This is a genomic window from Pseudomonas sp. Irchel 3H9 (assembly GCF_900187495.1).
GTDB classification, from domain to species: Bacteria; Pseudomonadota; Gammaproteobacteria; order Pseudomonadales; family Pseudomonadaceae; genus Aquipseudomonas; species Aquipseudomonas sivasensis.
In genome coordinates this window covers 88156-102248 of the sequence record NZ_FYDK01000006.1, presented here as the reverse complement: position 1 = coordinate 102248, position 14093 = coordinate 88156, and the positions used below count along the sequence as shown (strand labels likewise).

The window sequence follows — 14093 nt, the reverse complement described above, 5'->3', positions numbered from 1 at the left end:
GGGGGCTTGCCCCCGATGGCGGTGTGTCAGTCAAGATATCTATAACTGATCCACCGCTATCGGGGGCAACCCCCCTCCCACATGTGTTCTCTGCAGTGTTAGAAACTAGTGTTTCCAGGCATCTGGGTTCACCAGGTTTTTTGGCCGTTCGCCCGCCAATGCCGCCAGCAGATTATCCACCGCACAGGTGGCCATCGCCTCCCGCGTCTCATGGGTCGCCGAGCCGATATGCGGGGTTGCCACCACGTTGTTCAAACGCAGCAACGGCGAGCCGTGATCCAGCGGTTCCTTTTCGAACACATCCAGCCCCGCTGCCCGAATTGTGCGCTGCTGCAACGCATCGACCAGCGCCGCTTCGTCGACCACCTTGCCCCGCGAGATATTGATGAAGATCGTCTCGGGGCCCATCCGCGTAAACTCTTGCGCGCCGATCAGTTTTTCGGTTTCAGCCGTAAGCGGCAACGTCAGGCAGACAAAATCGGCTTGCTCCAGCAAGTTGTTCAAGCTGCGGTATTGCGCGCCAAAGCGTTGTTCCACCGCCGGCTTGGGCGAATGGCTGTGGTAGATCACCGGCATGCCAAAGCCAAAATGCCCGCGCTGGGCCAGGGCTTCGCCGATGCGGCCCATGCCGATGATGCCCAGGGTCTTGCCGTGCACATCGCTGCCAAAGTGCGAGGGGCCGATGTTTTTGTTCCATTGGCCGGCGCGCACCATATCTGCCAGTTCCACCACGCGCCGGGCGGTGGCGAGGATCAGCGCGAAGCCGGTGTCGGCGGTGGTTTCGGTCAGCACGTCCGGCGTGTTGCTGAGCAGGATGCCGCGCTGGGTCAGGTAGTCGATGTCGTAGTTGTCGACCCCGACCGACACGCTGGCTACCGCCTCCAGGTGAGGCGCCAGATCCAGCAATTTGGCATCCAGGCGCAGGCTCGCGCCCAGCAGGCCATGGGCGGTCGGCAGGGCGTCGCGCAGCTTGGCCAGGCCGGTGTCGTCCAGGGCTTCGATCAGCGTGACCTCGGCCTGTTCATGCAGGCGGGCCATCAGCGGCGCGGAGAGTTTCTTGTACAACACCACAGACTTTTTCATTGGGCTTTTACCTTCAATTCGAGGGTTGGCAGGGGCACGCGCTCACGGTCGCTGGCGCCTGGCTTGAGGAAAATCGTCAGCACCACCGCCAGCATCAACGCACCGCTCATCAGCAGGTACGAAGCGCCGGGTGAACCCGTGCTGCTATTGAGGTAGCCCACCAAGTACGAACCGCCGAACGAGCCGAGCGCGCCCATGCTGTTGATCAGCGCCATGGCGCCGCCGGCGACGTTGGCGGGCAGGATTTCCGGGACGATCGCGAAAAACGGTCCATAAGGCGCATACATGCAGGCCCCGGCAATCACCAGCAGGGTGTAGGACCACCAGAAGTGTTCGGCGCCGAGTACGTAGGAGGCATAGAACGCGATGGAGGCAATCAATAGCGGCGGCCATACAAAGCGTTTACGTTTTTGCAGTTTGTCCGACCCCCAGCTCACCACCAGCATGCCGATCACTGCTGCCAGGTACGGCAGTGCCGACAGCCAGCCTGCTTCGACCATGTCCATCTGCAAACCGGCCTTGAGGATCGACGGCAGCCACAGCACAAAGCCGTACACGCCGATGCTCCAGCAGAAAAATTGCAGCGCCAGGATGATCACCTTGGGCGAGCGGAACGCTTCGGCGTAATTTTTCACCGCCTTAATGCCGACCTGTTCGGCGGCGAGGGCGGTTTCCAGGCTGTGCTTTTCGCTGTCGCTCAGCCACTTGGCATCCTTGGGACGCTCATCGGCCAGCTTCCACCAGATAAACGCCCACAGCACCGCGGGCAGGCCTTCGATGATAAACATCCAACGCCAGCTGAAATGCTGCACCAGGTAACCCGACACCACCGACATCCACAGCATGGTCACCGGGTTGCCGAGGATCAGGAAGGTGTTGGCCCGCGATCGTTCGGCGCGGGTGAACCAGTGGCACAGGTACACCAGCATCGCCGGCATCACTGCGGCTTCGACCACGCCGAGCATGAAACGAATAACGATCAGCATGTAGGCGTTGGACACCACGCCGGTCAGGGTGGCCAGGCCGCCCCAGAGGATCAGGCTGACGAAAATCAGTTTTTTAACACTGCGCTTCTGCGCGTAGATCGCACCCGGCACCTGGAAGAAAAAGTAGCCGAGGAAAAACAGTGCGCCCAGCAACGACGACATGCCGGGAGTGATCATCAAGTCTTCGGCCATCCCGGAGGCGGCGGCGAAGCCGTAGTTGGCGCGGTCCAGATAGGCCAGGCTGTAGGTGATAAAAACGATGGGCATGATGTACCACCAACGACGGGTGGCGAATTTCACGGTTTCCATAAGGTTGCTCCTGAGCTTGTTGTAGTTGTGGCAACAGGGTGTGGGTCACGCAACGGATCGGGTGGGTAATTCGGCGCGGGTGGGCAGGCCTTCCATATCGCCACGGCTTTGCACGGCGCGGCTGCCGATCCAGTTACCGCGCTGTACCGCCTCGGGGAAACTCAGGTTTTCCAGCAGGGCACTGATCATGCCCACGGCAAACCCATCGCCGGCGCCGACGGTGTCCACGACCTTGTCCACCTGTACGGCGGCCACGAAGCCTTGGTCCAGGTGGGTGCGGTAGTAGGCGCCGTCCGGGCCGAGCTTGATGGCCACGGCTTCGGCGCCCTGGTCCAGGTAGAACGCGGCGATGTCGGCCGGGTCGTCGAAACCGGTAAGCAGGCGGCCTTCGCTCAAGCCCGGCAACACCCAATCGGCCAGGCCGGCGAGGGCGTTGATCTGGCGGATCATCTGGGCTTGGCTGGCCCACAGCGACGGCCGCAGGTTCGGGTCGAATGACACGCTGCGCCCGGCCTTGCGCATCTGGGTCATCAACTCGACGGACAGTTCACCGGTGGCCTCGGACAACGCCGGCGGAATCCCGGTGGCGTGCAAATGGCGGGCTTGCAGCAGCGCAGGGCTGATGGCGGCGATGGACAAATGGCTGGCAGCCGAGCCTTTGCGGAAATACTCCACCTGGGGATCGGCGCCGGCTTCTTCGCGCGACTTGAACTGAAAGCCGGTGGGGTGCAGCGGGTCGACGGCCACATTCCGGCAATCCAGGCCTTCCTTTTGCAGGGTGTCGACCACGTAGCGGCCGAGTGAGTCGTTGCCTACCCGGCTCAGCCAGGCCACGTTGAAGCCCAGGCGCGACAGGCCAATGGCGACATTGCTGTCGGCTCCCGCGATGCGTTTGTGAAACTGGCTGACCTGCGCCAAATCACCGGTCTGCTCGGCGACGAACATCGCCATGGTTTCACCGAACGACAGGATATCGATCTCAGACATGGGCATTCTCCTGGCGGGGTTGGCCAAGCAGGGCAAGGGTGGCGACCTGTTGGGCGGTGACATCAATCAGGTCATCGCCTTGCAGCGGAAATTCCACCGCCCGCGTAATGCCTTGAGTCATGTGCTTGAGCAGTTGTTCCCACAGGTGCAGGTCGGTGGCGCCAGGCGGCAGCGCGACCAACTTGCCGTCCGGGCGGCGGGCCACGGCCTTGCAGTGCAGGTAGTCCACATGCCGGCCCAACAGGCGCGCAGCGGTGAGGGCGGATTGGTCCTGCCATTGCCAGTTGCCGATGTCGAAGGTCATTTTCACCGGCAGGCCCAGGCGCTCGACCTCGGTGAAGAACCGCTGCATGGGCTCGATGCGCCCGCCGTGCAGGGTCTGGTCGTTTTCCACCAACAGATGGACCGGGTGGCGGTTGAGCAGGGCGTGCAGGCTTTCCAGATCGTTAGTGTCGGTGAAGTAACCGAGCGAGACTTTCAACCAGCGCGCGCCAAAAGCCTGGGCGCGGTCCAGAGTCGCGTTCAGTTCGGCGTTGGGTTGGGCGCGACCGGCGACCCACAGTTCCAGGGGCGATGAGAACACGGCTTCCAGCCCTTTTTCGGCAGCGGCCTGGGCGAGTTCGGCGGCGTTTTCGCCGGTCAGCAACTCTTCTCGCCACTCGATGCGTTGGGCACCGGCGGCGGCCAATAGCTGGACAAAACTCAACTGGCCTTGCTGGCGCACCAAGTCGGCGCCGTAGCTCGAAAGGCTGATGGAGACGGGGTATTTATGCATTGTTGTTTACCTCTGAAACCGGTTTCATTTTTGTGCAAAAAAATTATCGACGGTGGGTAGAACCGCGAGCGATCAGTTGTGGCAGGAAGTCCAGGGTGCGCGTGGGTGCATCGTCACCGCGCAAGCGCTTGAGCAGGCAGTCGAACGCGCTGGCGCCAATTGCCTCGGTCGGCTGGGCGAGGGCGGTGATGCCGTTGCCCACCAACGGATACCAATCCAGGTCATCCAGGGCGATCAGGCCCACGTCTTCAAACAAGTTGCAGCCCAGCGTCTTGAGCACATGAGTACAGGCCAGCGCGGCGACGCCGTTGGCACAGAACACCGCCTTGGGGCCGGGCTTGGCGAGAAAATTCTTTAGGCCGGTTTCGAGGTTGCCATCCAACTCCAGCACCGCGCCGGTCAGCGCCGGGCGCCGGGCAATTTCGGCCTTGAAACTGCCCAAGCGTTCTACCCGTGAACTGGTGCCATCGGCGGCTTCGCTCACCAGCAATACCTCGCGATAACCCTGTTGTTCCAGATGCTCCACCGCCATGCGCACTGCTGCCGGGTTATCCAGCCCCACCAGGTCGCTGTGCAGCGGCTCGACCTTGCGGTCCACCAGCACCAGAGGCATTTCCCGTTGCAGTTCCAGCAGTTGATCGAGGTGATGGCCGAGGGTATTCACGATCAGCCCTTCGATGTTGTACGAGCGCAGTGCAGCCAGGTGTTGGCGTTCCTGCTCGTCGTCGCGGTCGGTGTTGCACACCACCAGGCTGTAGCCGTGCTGGCGGCAGGCGGTTTCGACGCCGTGCATCACAGCAATGGAATAGGGGTTGCGGATATCGGCTACCAGCATGCCGATCAGACGGGTGCGGCCACGTTTCAGGCCACGGGCCATCTGGTTGGGGCGGTAGCCGAGCTGTTCGATGGCTTGCTCGATGCGCAAGGCAATGGCATCGGAGAGCAGGGCACGGTCGTCGCCGATAAAGCGCGACACGCTGGCCTTGGATACACCGGCGTGTTGGGCGACGTCGAGCATGGTGACGCGAGAGCGCTGGGCATCGGAAAAGGAAGTCACGGTAGAGCCTTTTTTATTAGTTTGGAGGTTGCCTTGAAACCGGTTTCAGGAAACACCAACACAACCCTTGCGTCAAGGGGGCGCTCGTCGGGAGGCTCCTGTGGAATCCGACGAAAGGGGTCGCCTACCTGTTACTTATGACAGTATCCAGAGGTTCGAAATGGGCGCTTAATTTGATCCAGCCATGGTTTTCTACCTGTCTGTCTGAGCATCAAGGAGCGCACGATGACGCTTTCGAAGACCACCCAAAAATCCTTCTGCGACCGTTCAGAAGGGCAGGTATCGTCACTTGAGGCCGCTGTAGTAGTGGATGCCATTGAGGGTGATCCAGTCGGATTGATTCCCACTGAGTTTTTGTACCACCCGATAAAAATTCAGTTGAAGAACATCTGGAGGTTCCCTGCCCAAGAGGGTGAGACGGACTATGTCCACTTCTTCATCCAACCTCACACGCCTGAGCCAGCCTATCCGCTGACACCGATTCCATTAGAAGGGCCACTCAGCCAGGAAGACGATTTCCCTGTGGAGCTGACCATAGGCGGAAACTGGCTGAAGATCAGCGGCTCCTATGACCTTACCTATTATGTTGACGGACCCGGCGGCATAGAACACTGCCCATATACCACGACCTTCACACTGGACTGGATACCGCCCGGTGGGACGGGGCCTTTGCAGCCTGCGACCTTCATAAACAACGAGATCATCGAGCACGGCGTCACTGAAGAGTATTTGAGCAAGTATGAGAACACGGGTCTGCGTATTCCCAGGTATATAGATGCCCAACCCTATGACGATATATTGATATTTCTATTATTGAACGAAGAGTCAAACCCCTTCGAGGCCAACTATACGTACACGCTCACGACTGTTCAGGATCCGTTGCTAGTCACTATGCCTTCTATTTTGTTTCGACAATTACCGAATGGCCCGCGGTTTATTCGTTATGGCCTGCGTGACCGGGCAGGTAACCAGCAGACCAATTATTCGGGGCCTACGCCCGTCTATATCAATTTGAAACCGTCTCCAAGTGGGCTTAAACCACCCCAGGTCCTTGCCTACGAATTTGACGGCCTGATTGATCGCGCGGATGCACGTGCGGGCGTCAATGTGAGGTTTGAAGCCTATTTCGATTGGGATCCGGCAGACGAGGTAGTGGTCAGCTGGGACGGTATTGTTCTGGCAAGAGAGGGGGTCGAGGGTTTTCCGAAAGTGGTGCCGGTGCCCTGGTCTACGTTGATCCAGAAGGGTTACCTGCAGACCCATCTACCGGTCCAATACTTCATTTATCGTGCAGGCGTTCCGACGGCCATTCCATCGCCCGTGCGGCATGTCGATGCCGACTTCCGGGTCTTTGGCGTGGATCATGATCAGGCACCTGAAGAGTTGAATCGACACTTGGAGCGGGTCGAGATTCGCGGTGCGGTTTCCGATACGGCCAACCACTTGGATTTCAGTGATTCGGATCAACCTGTCACGGCGACCGTCGCGCTGCCCGACGGTCCGAGTGTCGGTAAGTGGTTGGACTTGTATTGGGGAGATAAAGAAGAGCCAGTGGCCTCCTATCATGTACAGCCCGGGGACGTAGCAGGGGCCTTGGTGATATTTACCCCTATTGCGTGGTCGGTGGTTGCTGAAACACCCAATAACCCGGCGTTCCCAGTGAGTTATCGAACCCGTAATGGTGTGAATGACCAACTGGCGCCCAGTCAACTGGTGAATATAAATATAGCCCCGCCGGTTAGATTTCCTCGGCCGGAATTTCCACATGCAAACAGTAACGCCTGGTTGAACTGTGACACCTACCCACGCATCTGGGACGGGGTTCATGTTCACGTGCTCAAACATCCTGATATCAAGATAGGGGACGAAGTGCGGTTGAAATGGCAGGGTACGCTTGGCTTCGGCGGCAACCAGCCTATCCCGGAAACCACTGAGGTGTTTGTGGATTATTGGTCGGCCGCCCATGAGGCTCAGGGTTATTACGAATGTGTCGTGCCTTATGTTCCTTATGTAAAACCCATGAAAGACGATGCAGGCGCTTATGCTGAGTTCACGGTATGGCGTAATAAAACTCGCATAGGCAGCTCATTGATTCGTTATATAAAAATTGATCGGCGTAGATCACATGGTTTGCCACTGTTTTGTGGGCCTGGTGGTGATGGTCCGGACTAAAAACGAAGTTTCCATTCGTGGCTGTGAAGGGTAATTAAAGATTAATTGATCGTTCTTCATCGTGCTTGATTTGAACTTGGTTATGTACGGGCTGGCGGCTGTTTCGGTTGCTGAGCGGCCGACAATATACCCGGGTCATTCTTGAGCGCCTTACTACTGGCAAGGAGAAACTGAGATGGCAATTAACCGTTCAAAAAAAGCAAGTGTGGCGGGCTGGGAAGACCCCAACCTGGCTGCGCCGATTTTTCCTCAGGCCCTCGATGGTATAAGCGGTTTGATCTGGCGGCCGCATTTGGACAGCGATGGCGGTTTGAGGGCTGACTGCCCCATCTGGGCCTTCCCGGATGACGGGGACGTACTGCAGATCGAATTCAGCGTGGTTGGGCAAGCCTTCTGGATACCGCTGGATCCCATTTTCTTTCCAGTTCAACCGTCGGGACCTTTCGTTCAGGTGACCATCAATATCGCACCCCTCGGCCATGGTGAGTTTGATCTCAGGTTTAAAGTAAGGCCCGGTTCGGGCAGTGACTATTTAGACTTCTCTGCCCAACAACGGGTCAAGATTGATCTGTACGGTCCTTACAAAGCGCCCGGTAAGAGTGAAGCACCTGCAAGAGTTGTTTGGCCGGCTTCATTGCCTCTCGGTGTTGATATTACGCAAGAGACCTTGGACCTGAACCCCGGAGGGTTTGAGCTCGGTATTCCGGGCTACGGGGATTATGAGGCGGGGGACACCGTGGCCCGGGTCTGGGTTACCGCCAGCCAGCCGCCCGACGATGCGCCCTCTTTGGGCAGCAAACCCATGGAGGCTGGTGGAACAGTGTTCAACGTACCTATTTCAGCCATTGCTGCTATGGCTGATGGCATTTTATTTGCTTACTGCCAATTCGTAGACGCTGCCGGCAATTACAGCGAGATTTCCAGAATCCCCACCGGGCGCAGGCTTAAGCGCAGTGCAAACCTGAACCTGGATCCTCTTGTAATCGTTGCACCACCCTCTGGTGGGATGGTGGATATCGAAGCATGGCAGGCCGGCGTGAAGGGGGCCATTCCACAATATGCATGGGAGCCGAGCGATCAATACAGGTTGCATTGGGGCGACCAGACCACCGCTCTGGCGCCTCTAAGCGGGGTTTTTCCGTTCGAATTCGCGGTCCCTGGCCAACTGATTGTGGACGAGTACGCCGATCAGGAAGGCCCGGTTTCGGTGACGGCCAGTTATGACATCATCAGGACCGGCTCTATCAATTCTCCGACCGATGACACTCTGGTGAGTGTTGATTTAAGCGTTGTTGGACCTCCGGGTCCGGTTCCGGGCGAGCCTAGCCCAGACCTGGACATCGTCACCATCACCGGCCCCGCGTCGGCCCCCACGACGAACTATCTGAACTCCGCCGACATCGATCACGTTGGCCCCATCCTGGCCACCTTCGATTTGTGGTCTGTCGACCCTGAGCCGGAAGAAGACGACGTCATTAAGCTGTATTGGGGGAGCAAGCTGAACCTGGCAGGCTCATACACGGTTGGGCCTGGCGATGGGCCTGGCACTGAGGTCGAAATCGAGGTAGATAAAACTGCGATTGCTGCGGGAGGCAATGGCGACGATATTCCGGTGTTCTATGGGGTGAGCCGCTCCGGGGCAAGCAATAGCAACTACTCGGATAGCACGTCCGTGAACGTGGACGATGCCATTACTCATCAACTCGACCCGGCGGAGTTTCTCCATTTGGGACCCTGGAGCATGGATCCTAGAGGCAGGCTTATCTGTGATTCCTTGCGGCCGACAGATGCCGGTACGCCGTGGAGTGAGAAGTATGTTGAGGTGAGGATTCCGCCAAATTCTGAGTTTTTTGCGGATGGAAAACAAATCACCGTTGAGTTTGTTGCTTCCACGGGACTTCTAGGCGATATCCCTATCGAGGCTACACGCGGTACAGCTTCAGTTACGCTGGACGCGGAGATGGCGGCGAAAGGGTTTATCTTCCAACTCAAACCGTTCGATCCGCATCTCAAAGTGGTCGGTGCCGCCGCGCCGTGGAATACGCTCTGGTTCCAATACTCTCTGGACATCGCCGGAACACCAGCACGATCGATACCTGCGGTTGTTCCTATTCGTATGGTGACGTCCAATAACTATTGCGACGGAACGCCCGCGTAACCCAAGGCGTGCGACAAGCACCGAGACATGATGTGTCTCGGTGCTTTTTACTACGGTTGCACCACTCAGTTCTTCTGCGCTCTTCAGATTTATCCTACTTACGCCTACCTCCCCCAACTATAACCTCGCGGCCTCTACAGGTCTGGCTCCACTCCTTCGGAACGAGTCATGCCACTGATTCATGGCATTTAGTTAGAGCGAGTGTTACAGCATGTCCATCAAGTATTTTTTTAAACTTTCCCCCATAAGTGCGGCTGTCAAGGTGTCTTCACTGGGCCTGTTGCTGGGCGTATCGGTACAAAGCCAGGCAAGTCAGGAAGTCGTCGCCCCAGGTGAATCCAAAGTTATTGAGTCTGGAGAGGCAGTAAAAAACTGGGCGCTGCAGGCCGGCTCCAGCCTGACCGTCAACGGAGCAACTACCGGTGCCATCCTTAGCCTGGGTGCGCAATTGACCGTGAATAGTGGCAGCGCCATTGAACGTATTGTTGCCCAGGAAGGTTCCACTGTGAGCCTGGACGCCGCGACTGTTAAAGCCAGTGCTGCGGGCGCGTCAGCGATGGAGCTGACCAATAGCAGCGCGACCATTTCCGGCAGCCATCTGGAAAGTGCCCAATCTATCGGCCTGGTACTCAATCGTTATAGCTCGACGCCGGGTGGTTCTCGTGCAGACGTCAGTCACAGCACGATAAAGGGCGCACAAGCGGGTGCATCGGCGACTCAATTCAGTGAACTGTATTTGCAGGATTCCCTGGTACAAGGGACTGCCGTCGGCAGCACCGGCGTGTTGTTAATCGGCGGTTCTGCGTTTGCCCAGAATAGTGTGCTGTTGGGTGAGCAAAATGGTGTTCGTTTTACCCGTGTGGCCGGAACCACTCAAGATGGCTCACTGGTCCTGGATCAGACGACAGTCGAAGGTCAAACCGGCGCGGCAATTCTGGTCGCCGGCTTGCCGGGTCGGGTGCCGACGGCAACCATCGATGTGAACAACGGCTCTCAATTGATCGGCGGCAACGGCAACCTGCTGGAAGTGACCGGTGGTGCGACGGCCAATATGAACGTCAATAACAGCCACTTGAACGGCAATGTCATCGTTGAAGCTGGCAGCAATGCCAACTTGAATTTGCACAACAACGCATCGTTGACGGGCGCTTTGTTGAACGTCAGCACGTTGAGCATTGCTGATGGGTCGTTCTGGAACCTGACCGGTGACAGCTTGGTGGGGGACCTGGATCTCGCTGGCGGTACGGTGAAATTCGGTGAGACCGATGCGTTTTACCAGTTGAACCTGGACACCCTCAGTGGTAACGGCACGTTCGTGATGGGCGCCGACTTTGCGGTCGGCTCGAACGATTTCCTGAATATCACCGGAGAAGCTACCGGCCAACACAGTTTGTTAGTGGCCAGCAGTGGTTTGGAACCTGTTTCCCCCGGTGACGTGCACATCGTGCATACCGGTGGCGGCGACGCGGAGTTCTCTCTGGCGGGAGGCGCCGTGGATATCGGTGCCTGGTCTTATGGCCTTAAGCAGGATGGCAACGACTGGTTTCTCGACCCCAGCGCACGCACTATCAGCCCGGGCACGCGTTCGGTACTGGCGCTGCTCAATACCGCGCCTACCGTGTGGTACGGCGAGATGACCTCGTTGCGCAGTCGCATGGGCGAATTGCGGCACAATGATGCCCAGGCCGGTGGTTGGATTCGTAGTTATGGCAATAAATACACAGTCTCTGATGCCAACGGTACGGGTTTCAAACAGACTCAGCGCGGGTTCTCCATCGGTGCAGATACACCGCTGAGCGAAGACAGCAATTGGCTGGTCGGTGTCATGGCGGGGCACAGCACCTCGGACCTGGACTTGAGCCGTGGCACCTCCGGAACAGTGAAAAGCTACTACGCCGGTCTCTATGCGACGTGGATGGATGCGGACAGCGGTTACTACTTCGACGGTGTCGTCAAAGCCAACCGCTTCGAGAACGAATCCAAGGTCGGCATGAGCGATGGTGCCCAGGCTAAAGGCAAGTACGGAACCAACGGTATTGGTGCGTCGGCGGAAGTGGGGCGCCACATCAAACTGGATGACGCGTTCTTCATTGAGCCCTTTGCTCAGGCCTCTACGGTGGTGGTCAAGGGCAAGAAGTATGATCTGGACAACGGCCTCCAGGCAAAAGGTGAAAATACTCACTCTGTGCTGGGTAAATTGGGTGTGACGGTAGGCCGCGATTTCATCATGAATGACGGCAGTGTGGTTCAGCCATATCTTCGCGCTGCAGTGGCCCACGAGTTTGCCAGCGATAACAAAGCGCGGGTGAACGGCCAAGTCTTCAAGAATGATCTGTCGGGCTCGCGTGCCGAGTTTGGCGCGGGTGTGGCGGTGTCGCTCTCGCAGAACCTGCAGTTGCATGGCGACTTTGAACACAGCCAAGGCAAGCATGTAGATCAACCGTGGGGCGTAAACGTGGGGTTGCGCTATAGCTGGTAAAAGCCTGTGCGGTAATCCAAAAAGGAAGCTTCGGCTTCCTTTTTGGGTGTCTGGGCGGTGGCTTTTGGTTATCGCTCAGGGCTCAACGCACCCTGAACAACGCAGTGATGGTAGAGACAGGATTTCCATCATCGTGTGTGAGGATGTTTAGCAATCCGCCTTCAACGTGATCATTGGCTGGGTCTATGGTGGTCAAGTCAATGAGGCCTGTATCACCGCGTATAAAGATGGGATCCAACAAGTCATCTGTTGTATAGGTCAGCCTAATCTGATGACGTTCGTCTTCCAGTTTGTAAACGCCTTCCGTTAAAGCCGTCGGAAACGAAAGCTGGATTTTATGACGGACACCCGGAACGACGACTTGAGTGCCGGAAACAGTCCATCGGTCCGCCGTCTTGGAGATGGAAAACACTGTGGCAGTAAAGTCCTTCCCGTCGATTGTTCCTTTGAAATGATTAAGCTCTTGGGATGATTTTGGGGTGAGTATTTCTTGAACGGCTGTCATGGCGACATCTCCTCTACATAGTGATCGCGACTCCGGTTCACGTCCTGGATGGAGGCGCAGTGGTTGCGGATAGGCTCAAGCTTTGCGTCTCAACGAGACATCATCGAAAAATTCTGCGCCATCAATGCCAATAAGAATGATGGTTAGCGCGGTAGCGCTGGCGGGCATCGCCAGTTCCTCTGGATAGGTGGTCCAGCTCGACGCATCTACGCGAATTTCCGCAAACGTGCCGGATGGCTCTACTTCGAATCGGCAGAACCCATGCCCGCCAAAATCACTGCGCGAGCGAAAGGAAAATTCGTAGGTGTTTCCTCCGGTGACAGGGACGGTTTGCCGGGCACGGCCGCCCAGGGCGCACTCCAGGGTATTTCCGTCAAAATGAGTGCGGGAGCCGATCGGGGAGCCTTCGGTGTTCCAGTGATCCATGTTGTTGGAGAAATCCCCGTTAAGCACCAACTCAGGTCGGGGCGGGATGCCCGTATCCAGGGTCAGTTGCATCTCGTCGACGCACACTTCTCCGCCGGTGCCGGTGATAGCCACGGTGAGGAGGGTTGCCGCCGGTGGCGTGGTGAAGCTGATTTGCTGCCATCTCCAAACATGGAAGTCGTTGAGCTCAACTTCCAAGTCGGCACCGGGCGCGTTGGAACGGATAGAAAGCGTGCCGTTACCTTTAAACAGGACCTGGCTCCAGAACTCGAGCAGATAGGTTGTTTCGGCACTGGCGTCAATGACTTGGGAAGCCTGGCCGGTGAGTACGCGGCAATACTGGCGTGAGTAGTCCACGCTGTTTTGCGTGGTCCAGTCGGCGCCAAATTTGCTGAAGTTGCCGTTGCGCAGCAAATTGTTGATCAACGTACTCTGTCCAGGCATCTCGCCAGCTCCGATGAATCCCTGTGGGTGAAGCTATTGCGCGCTATAAGAGCAGGGTTGGCAACTGTCAGAACTAACAGGTTCGCTCTGCCATTCGTCGGTTCTAGCCCTGTGTCCACACACTCATCCAGGCCGACACCAGCAATAAGATCGCCATCAACCGATTGAACCGTTGCATGGCCCTGGCCGAGCCCAGCAGCCGGGTCGATCCGGCGCCCAGCACCGCCCACATGCCAAGACACGGCAGGGACACTACAAAAAACATCAGGGACAGGGTCAGCACATGCGCCTGACGCCCGTCTCCTTGCCCCGCAAACACACTGACCACCGCCAACGCCATCATCCAGGTCTTGGGGTTGACCAGTTGCAAGCTGGCGGCGCCGAGCAGGCCCAGGCGCTTGTGGGATGCATCGCGCTCAATGGCCTGGGCGGGCGCACTGAAAATCTGCCAGGCGAGGTAGCTAAGCCATGCGACGCCGACCCACTGCAGGGTGGCTTGTACCTTGGGCAGATGAATAAGCGACTCACCGAACCCCGAACCCACTATCAGCACAATGCCCGCTGCACCGGCACAAGCCCCGAGGATGATCGGCAATGCCGCCCGCAGGCCATAGCGGGCACTGTTGCTCAGCACCAGGATGTTGGTGGGGCCGGGCGTAATGGAGGCGACGAAGGCAAATAACGCGAAGGGCAGCAAGGTAGACAGCATGGG

At 57.8% G+C, this 14093-nt stretch carries 11 protein-coding genes; 3 read left to right on the top strand and 8 right to left on the bottom strand.

All coding sequences use genetic code 11. The annotated features are described in order from the left end of the window. Positions 1–105: 105 nt before the first annotated feature. The 5 genes from CKW32_RS21165 to CKW32_RS21145 are packed head-to-tail and all read right to left on the bottom strand — an operon-like array spanning position 106 to position 5197. On the bottom strand, positions 106–1083 hold the full coding sequence (locus CKW32_RS21165; RefSeq protein WP_095185896.1) for an NAD(P)-dependent oxidoreductase: 978 nt from the start codon (positions 1081–1083) through the stop codon (positions 106–108). After that, a complete protein-coding gene (locus tag CKW32_RS21160; RefSeq protein WP_095185895.1) occupies positions 1080–2378 on the bottom strand; it encodes an MFS transporter in 1299 nt (432 codons plus the stop codon). Before CKW32_RS21160 ends, CKW32_RS21165 begins: the two co-directional genes overlap by 4 nt. 45 nt (positions 2379–2423) lie before the next feature. Beyond that, positions 2424–3365, bottom strand: coding sequence for a sugar kinase (locus CKW32_RS21155; RefSeq protein WP_095185894.1), 942 nt, complete (start codon positions 3363–3365; stop codon positions 2424–2426). Next, on the bottom strand, positions 3358–4140 hold the full coding sequence (locus CKW32_RS21150) for a sugar phosphate isomerase/epimerase (RefSeq protein WP_095185893.1): 783 nt from the start codon (positions 4138–4140) through the stop codon (positions 3358–3360). The genes CKW32_RS21155 and CKW32_RS21150 overlap by 8 nt, the downstream gene beginning before the upstream one ends. A gap of 43 nt (positions 4141–4183) precedes the next feature. Then, a complete protein-coding gene (locus CKW32_RS21145; protein WP_095185892.1) occupies positions 4184–5197 on the bottom strand; it encodes a LacI family DNA-binding transcriptional regulator in 1014 nt (337 codons plus the stop codon). 225 nt (positions 5198–5422) lie between these two features. On the opposite strand from CKW32_RS21145, the gene CKW32_RS21140 reads away from it, so the two are divergent. From CKW32_RS21140 to CKW32_RS21130, 3 genes are all read left to right on the top strand, one after another. Beyond that, positions 5423–7369: a hypothetical protein gene (locus CKW32_RS21140; RefSeq protein WP_095185891.1), complete on the top strand. Its 1947-nt coding sequence runs from the start codon at positions 5423–5425 to the stop codon at positions 7367–7369. A gap of 175 nt (positions 7370–7544) precedes the next feature. Continuing rightward, a complete protein-coding gene (locus tag CKW32_RS21135) occupies positions 7545–9527 on the top strand; it encodes a hypothetical protein (RefSeq protein WP_095185890.1) in 1983 nt (660 codons plus the stop codon). A 211-nt stretch (positions 9528–9738) separates the two neighbouring features. Then, positions 9739–12006, top strand: coding sequence for an autotransporter outer membrane beta-barrel domain-containing protein (locus tag CKW32_RS21130; protein ID WP_095185889.1), 2268 nt, complete (start codon positions 9739–9741; stop codon positions 12004–12006). Between the two features lie 82 nt (positions 12007–12088). Here the strand turns inward: CKW32_RS21130 and CKW32_RS21125 are convergent, their stop codons facing one another. The 3 genes from CKW32_RS21125 to CKW32_RS21115 all read right to left on the bottom strand — a co-directional run bounded on the left by CKW32_RS21125 (position 12089) and on the right by CKW32_RS21115 (position 14090). Next, positions 12089–12511 (bottom strand): hypothetical protein, encoded by a 423-nt coding sequence (locus CKW32_RS21125; protein ID WP_032887019.1) that lies wholly within the window; start codon positions 12509–12511, stop codon positions 12089–12091. Between the two features lie 75 nt (positions 12512–12586). After that, the gene (locus CKW32_RS21120) at positions 12587–13363 is read right to left on the bottom strand and encodes a hypothetical protein (RefSeq protein WP_143499423.1); all 777 of its coding nucleotides are present in this window, start codon (positions 13361–13363) and stop codon (positions 12587–12589) included. A 121-nt stretch (positions 13364–13484) separates the two neighbouring features. Beyond that, on the bottom strand, positions 13485–14090 hold the full coding sequence (locus CKW32_RS21115; protein WP_095185887.1) for a LysE family translocator: 606 nt from the start codon (positions 14088–14090) through the stop codon (positions 13485–13487). Positions 14091–14093 lie beyond the last annotated feature (3 nt).

Bases quoted from the DNA above. Each gene is read 5' to 3' on its own strand.
- CKW32_RS21165 (WP_095185896.1), bottom strand. From the start codon at position 1,083: ATGAAAAAGTCTGTGGTGTTGTACAAGAAACTCTCCGCGCCGCTGATG.
- CKW32_RS21160 (WP_095185895.1), bottom strand. From the start codon at position 2,378: ATGGAAACCGTGAAATTCGCCACCCGTCGTTGGTGGTACATCATGCCC.
- CKW32_RS21155 (WP_095185894.1), bottom strand. From the start codon at position 3,365: ATGTCTGAGATCGATATCCTGTCGTTCGGTGAAACCATGGCGATGTTC.
- CKW32_RS21150 (WP_095185893.1), bottom strand. From the start codon at position 4,140: ATGCATAAATACCCCGTCTCCATCAGCCTTTCGAGCTACGGCGCCGAC.
- CKW32_RS21140 (WP_095185891.1), top strand. From the start codon at position 5,423: ATGACGCTTTCGAAGACCACCCAAAAATCCTTCTGCGACCGTTCAGAA.
- CKW32_RS21135 (WP_095185890.1), top strand. From the start codon at position 7,545: ATGGCAATTAACCGTTCAAAAAAAGCAAGTGTGGCGGGCTGGGAAGAC.
- CKW32_RS21130 (WP_095185889.1), top strand. From the start codon at position 9,739: ATGTCCATCAAGTATTTTTTTAAACTTTCCCCCATAAGTGCGGCTGTC.
- CKW32_RS21125 (WP_032887019.1), bottom strand. From the start codon at position 12,511: ATGACAGCCGTTCAAGAAATACTCACCCCAAAATCATCCCAAGAGCTT.
- CKW32_RS21115 (WP_095185887.1), bottom strand. From the start codon at position 14,090: ATGCTGTCTACCTTGCTGCCCTTCGCGTTATTTGCCTTCGTCGCCTCC.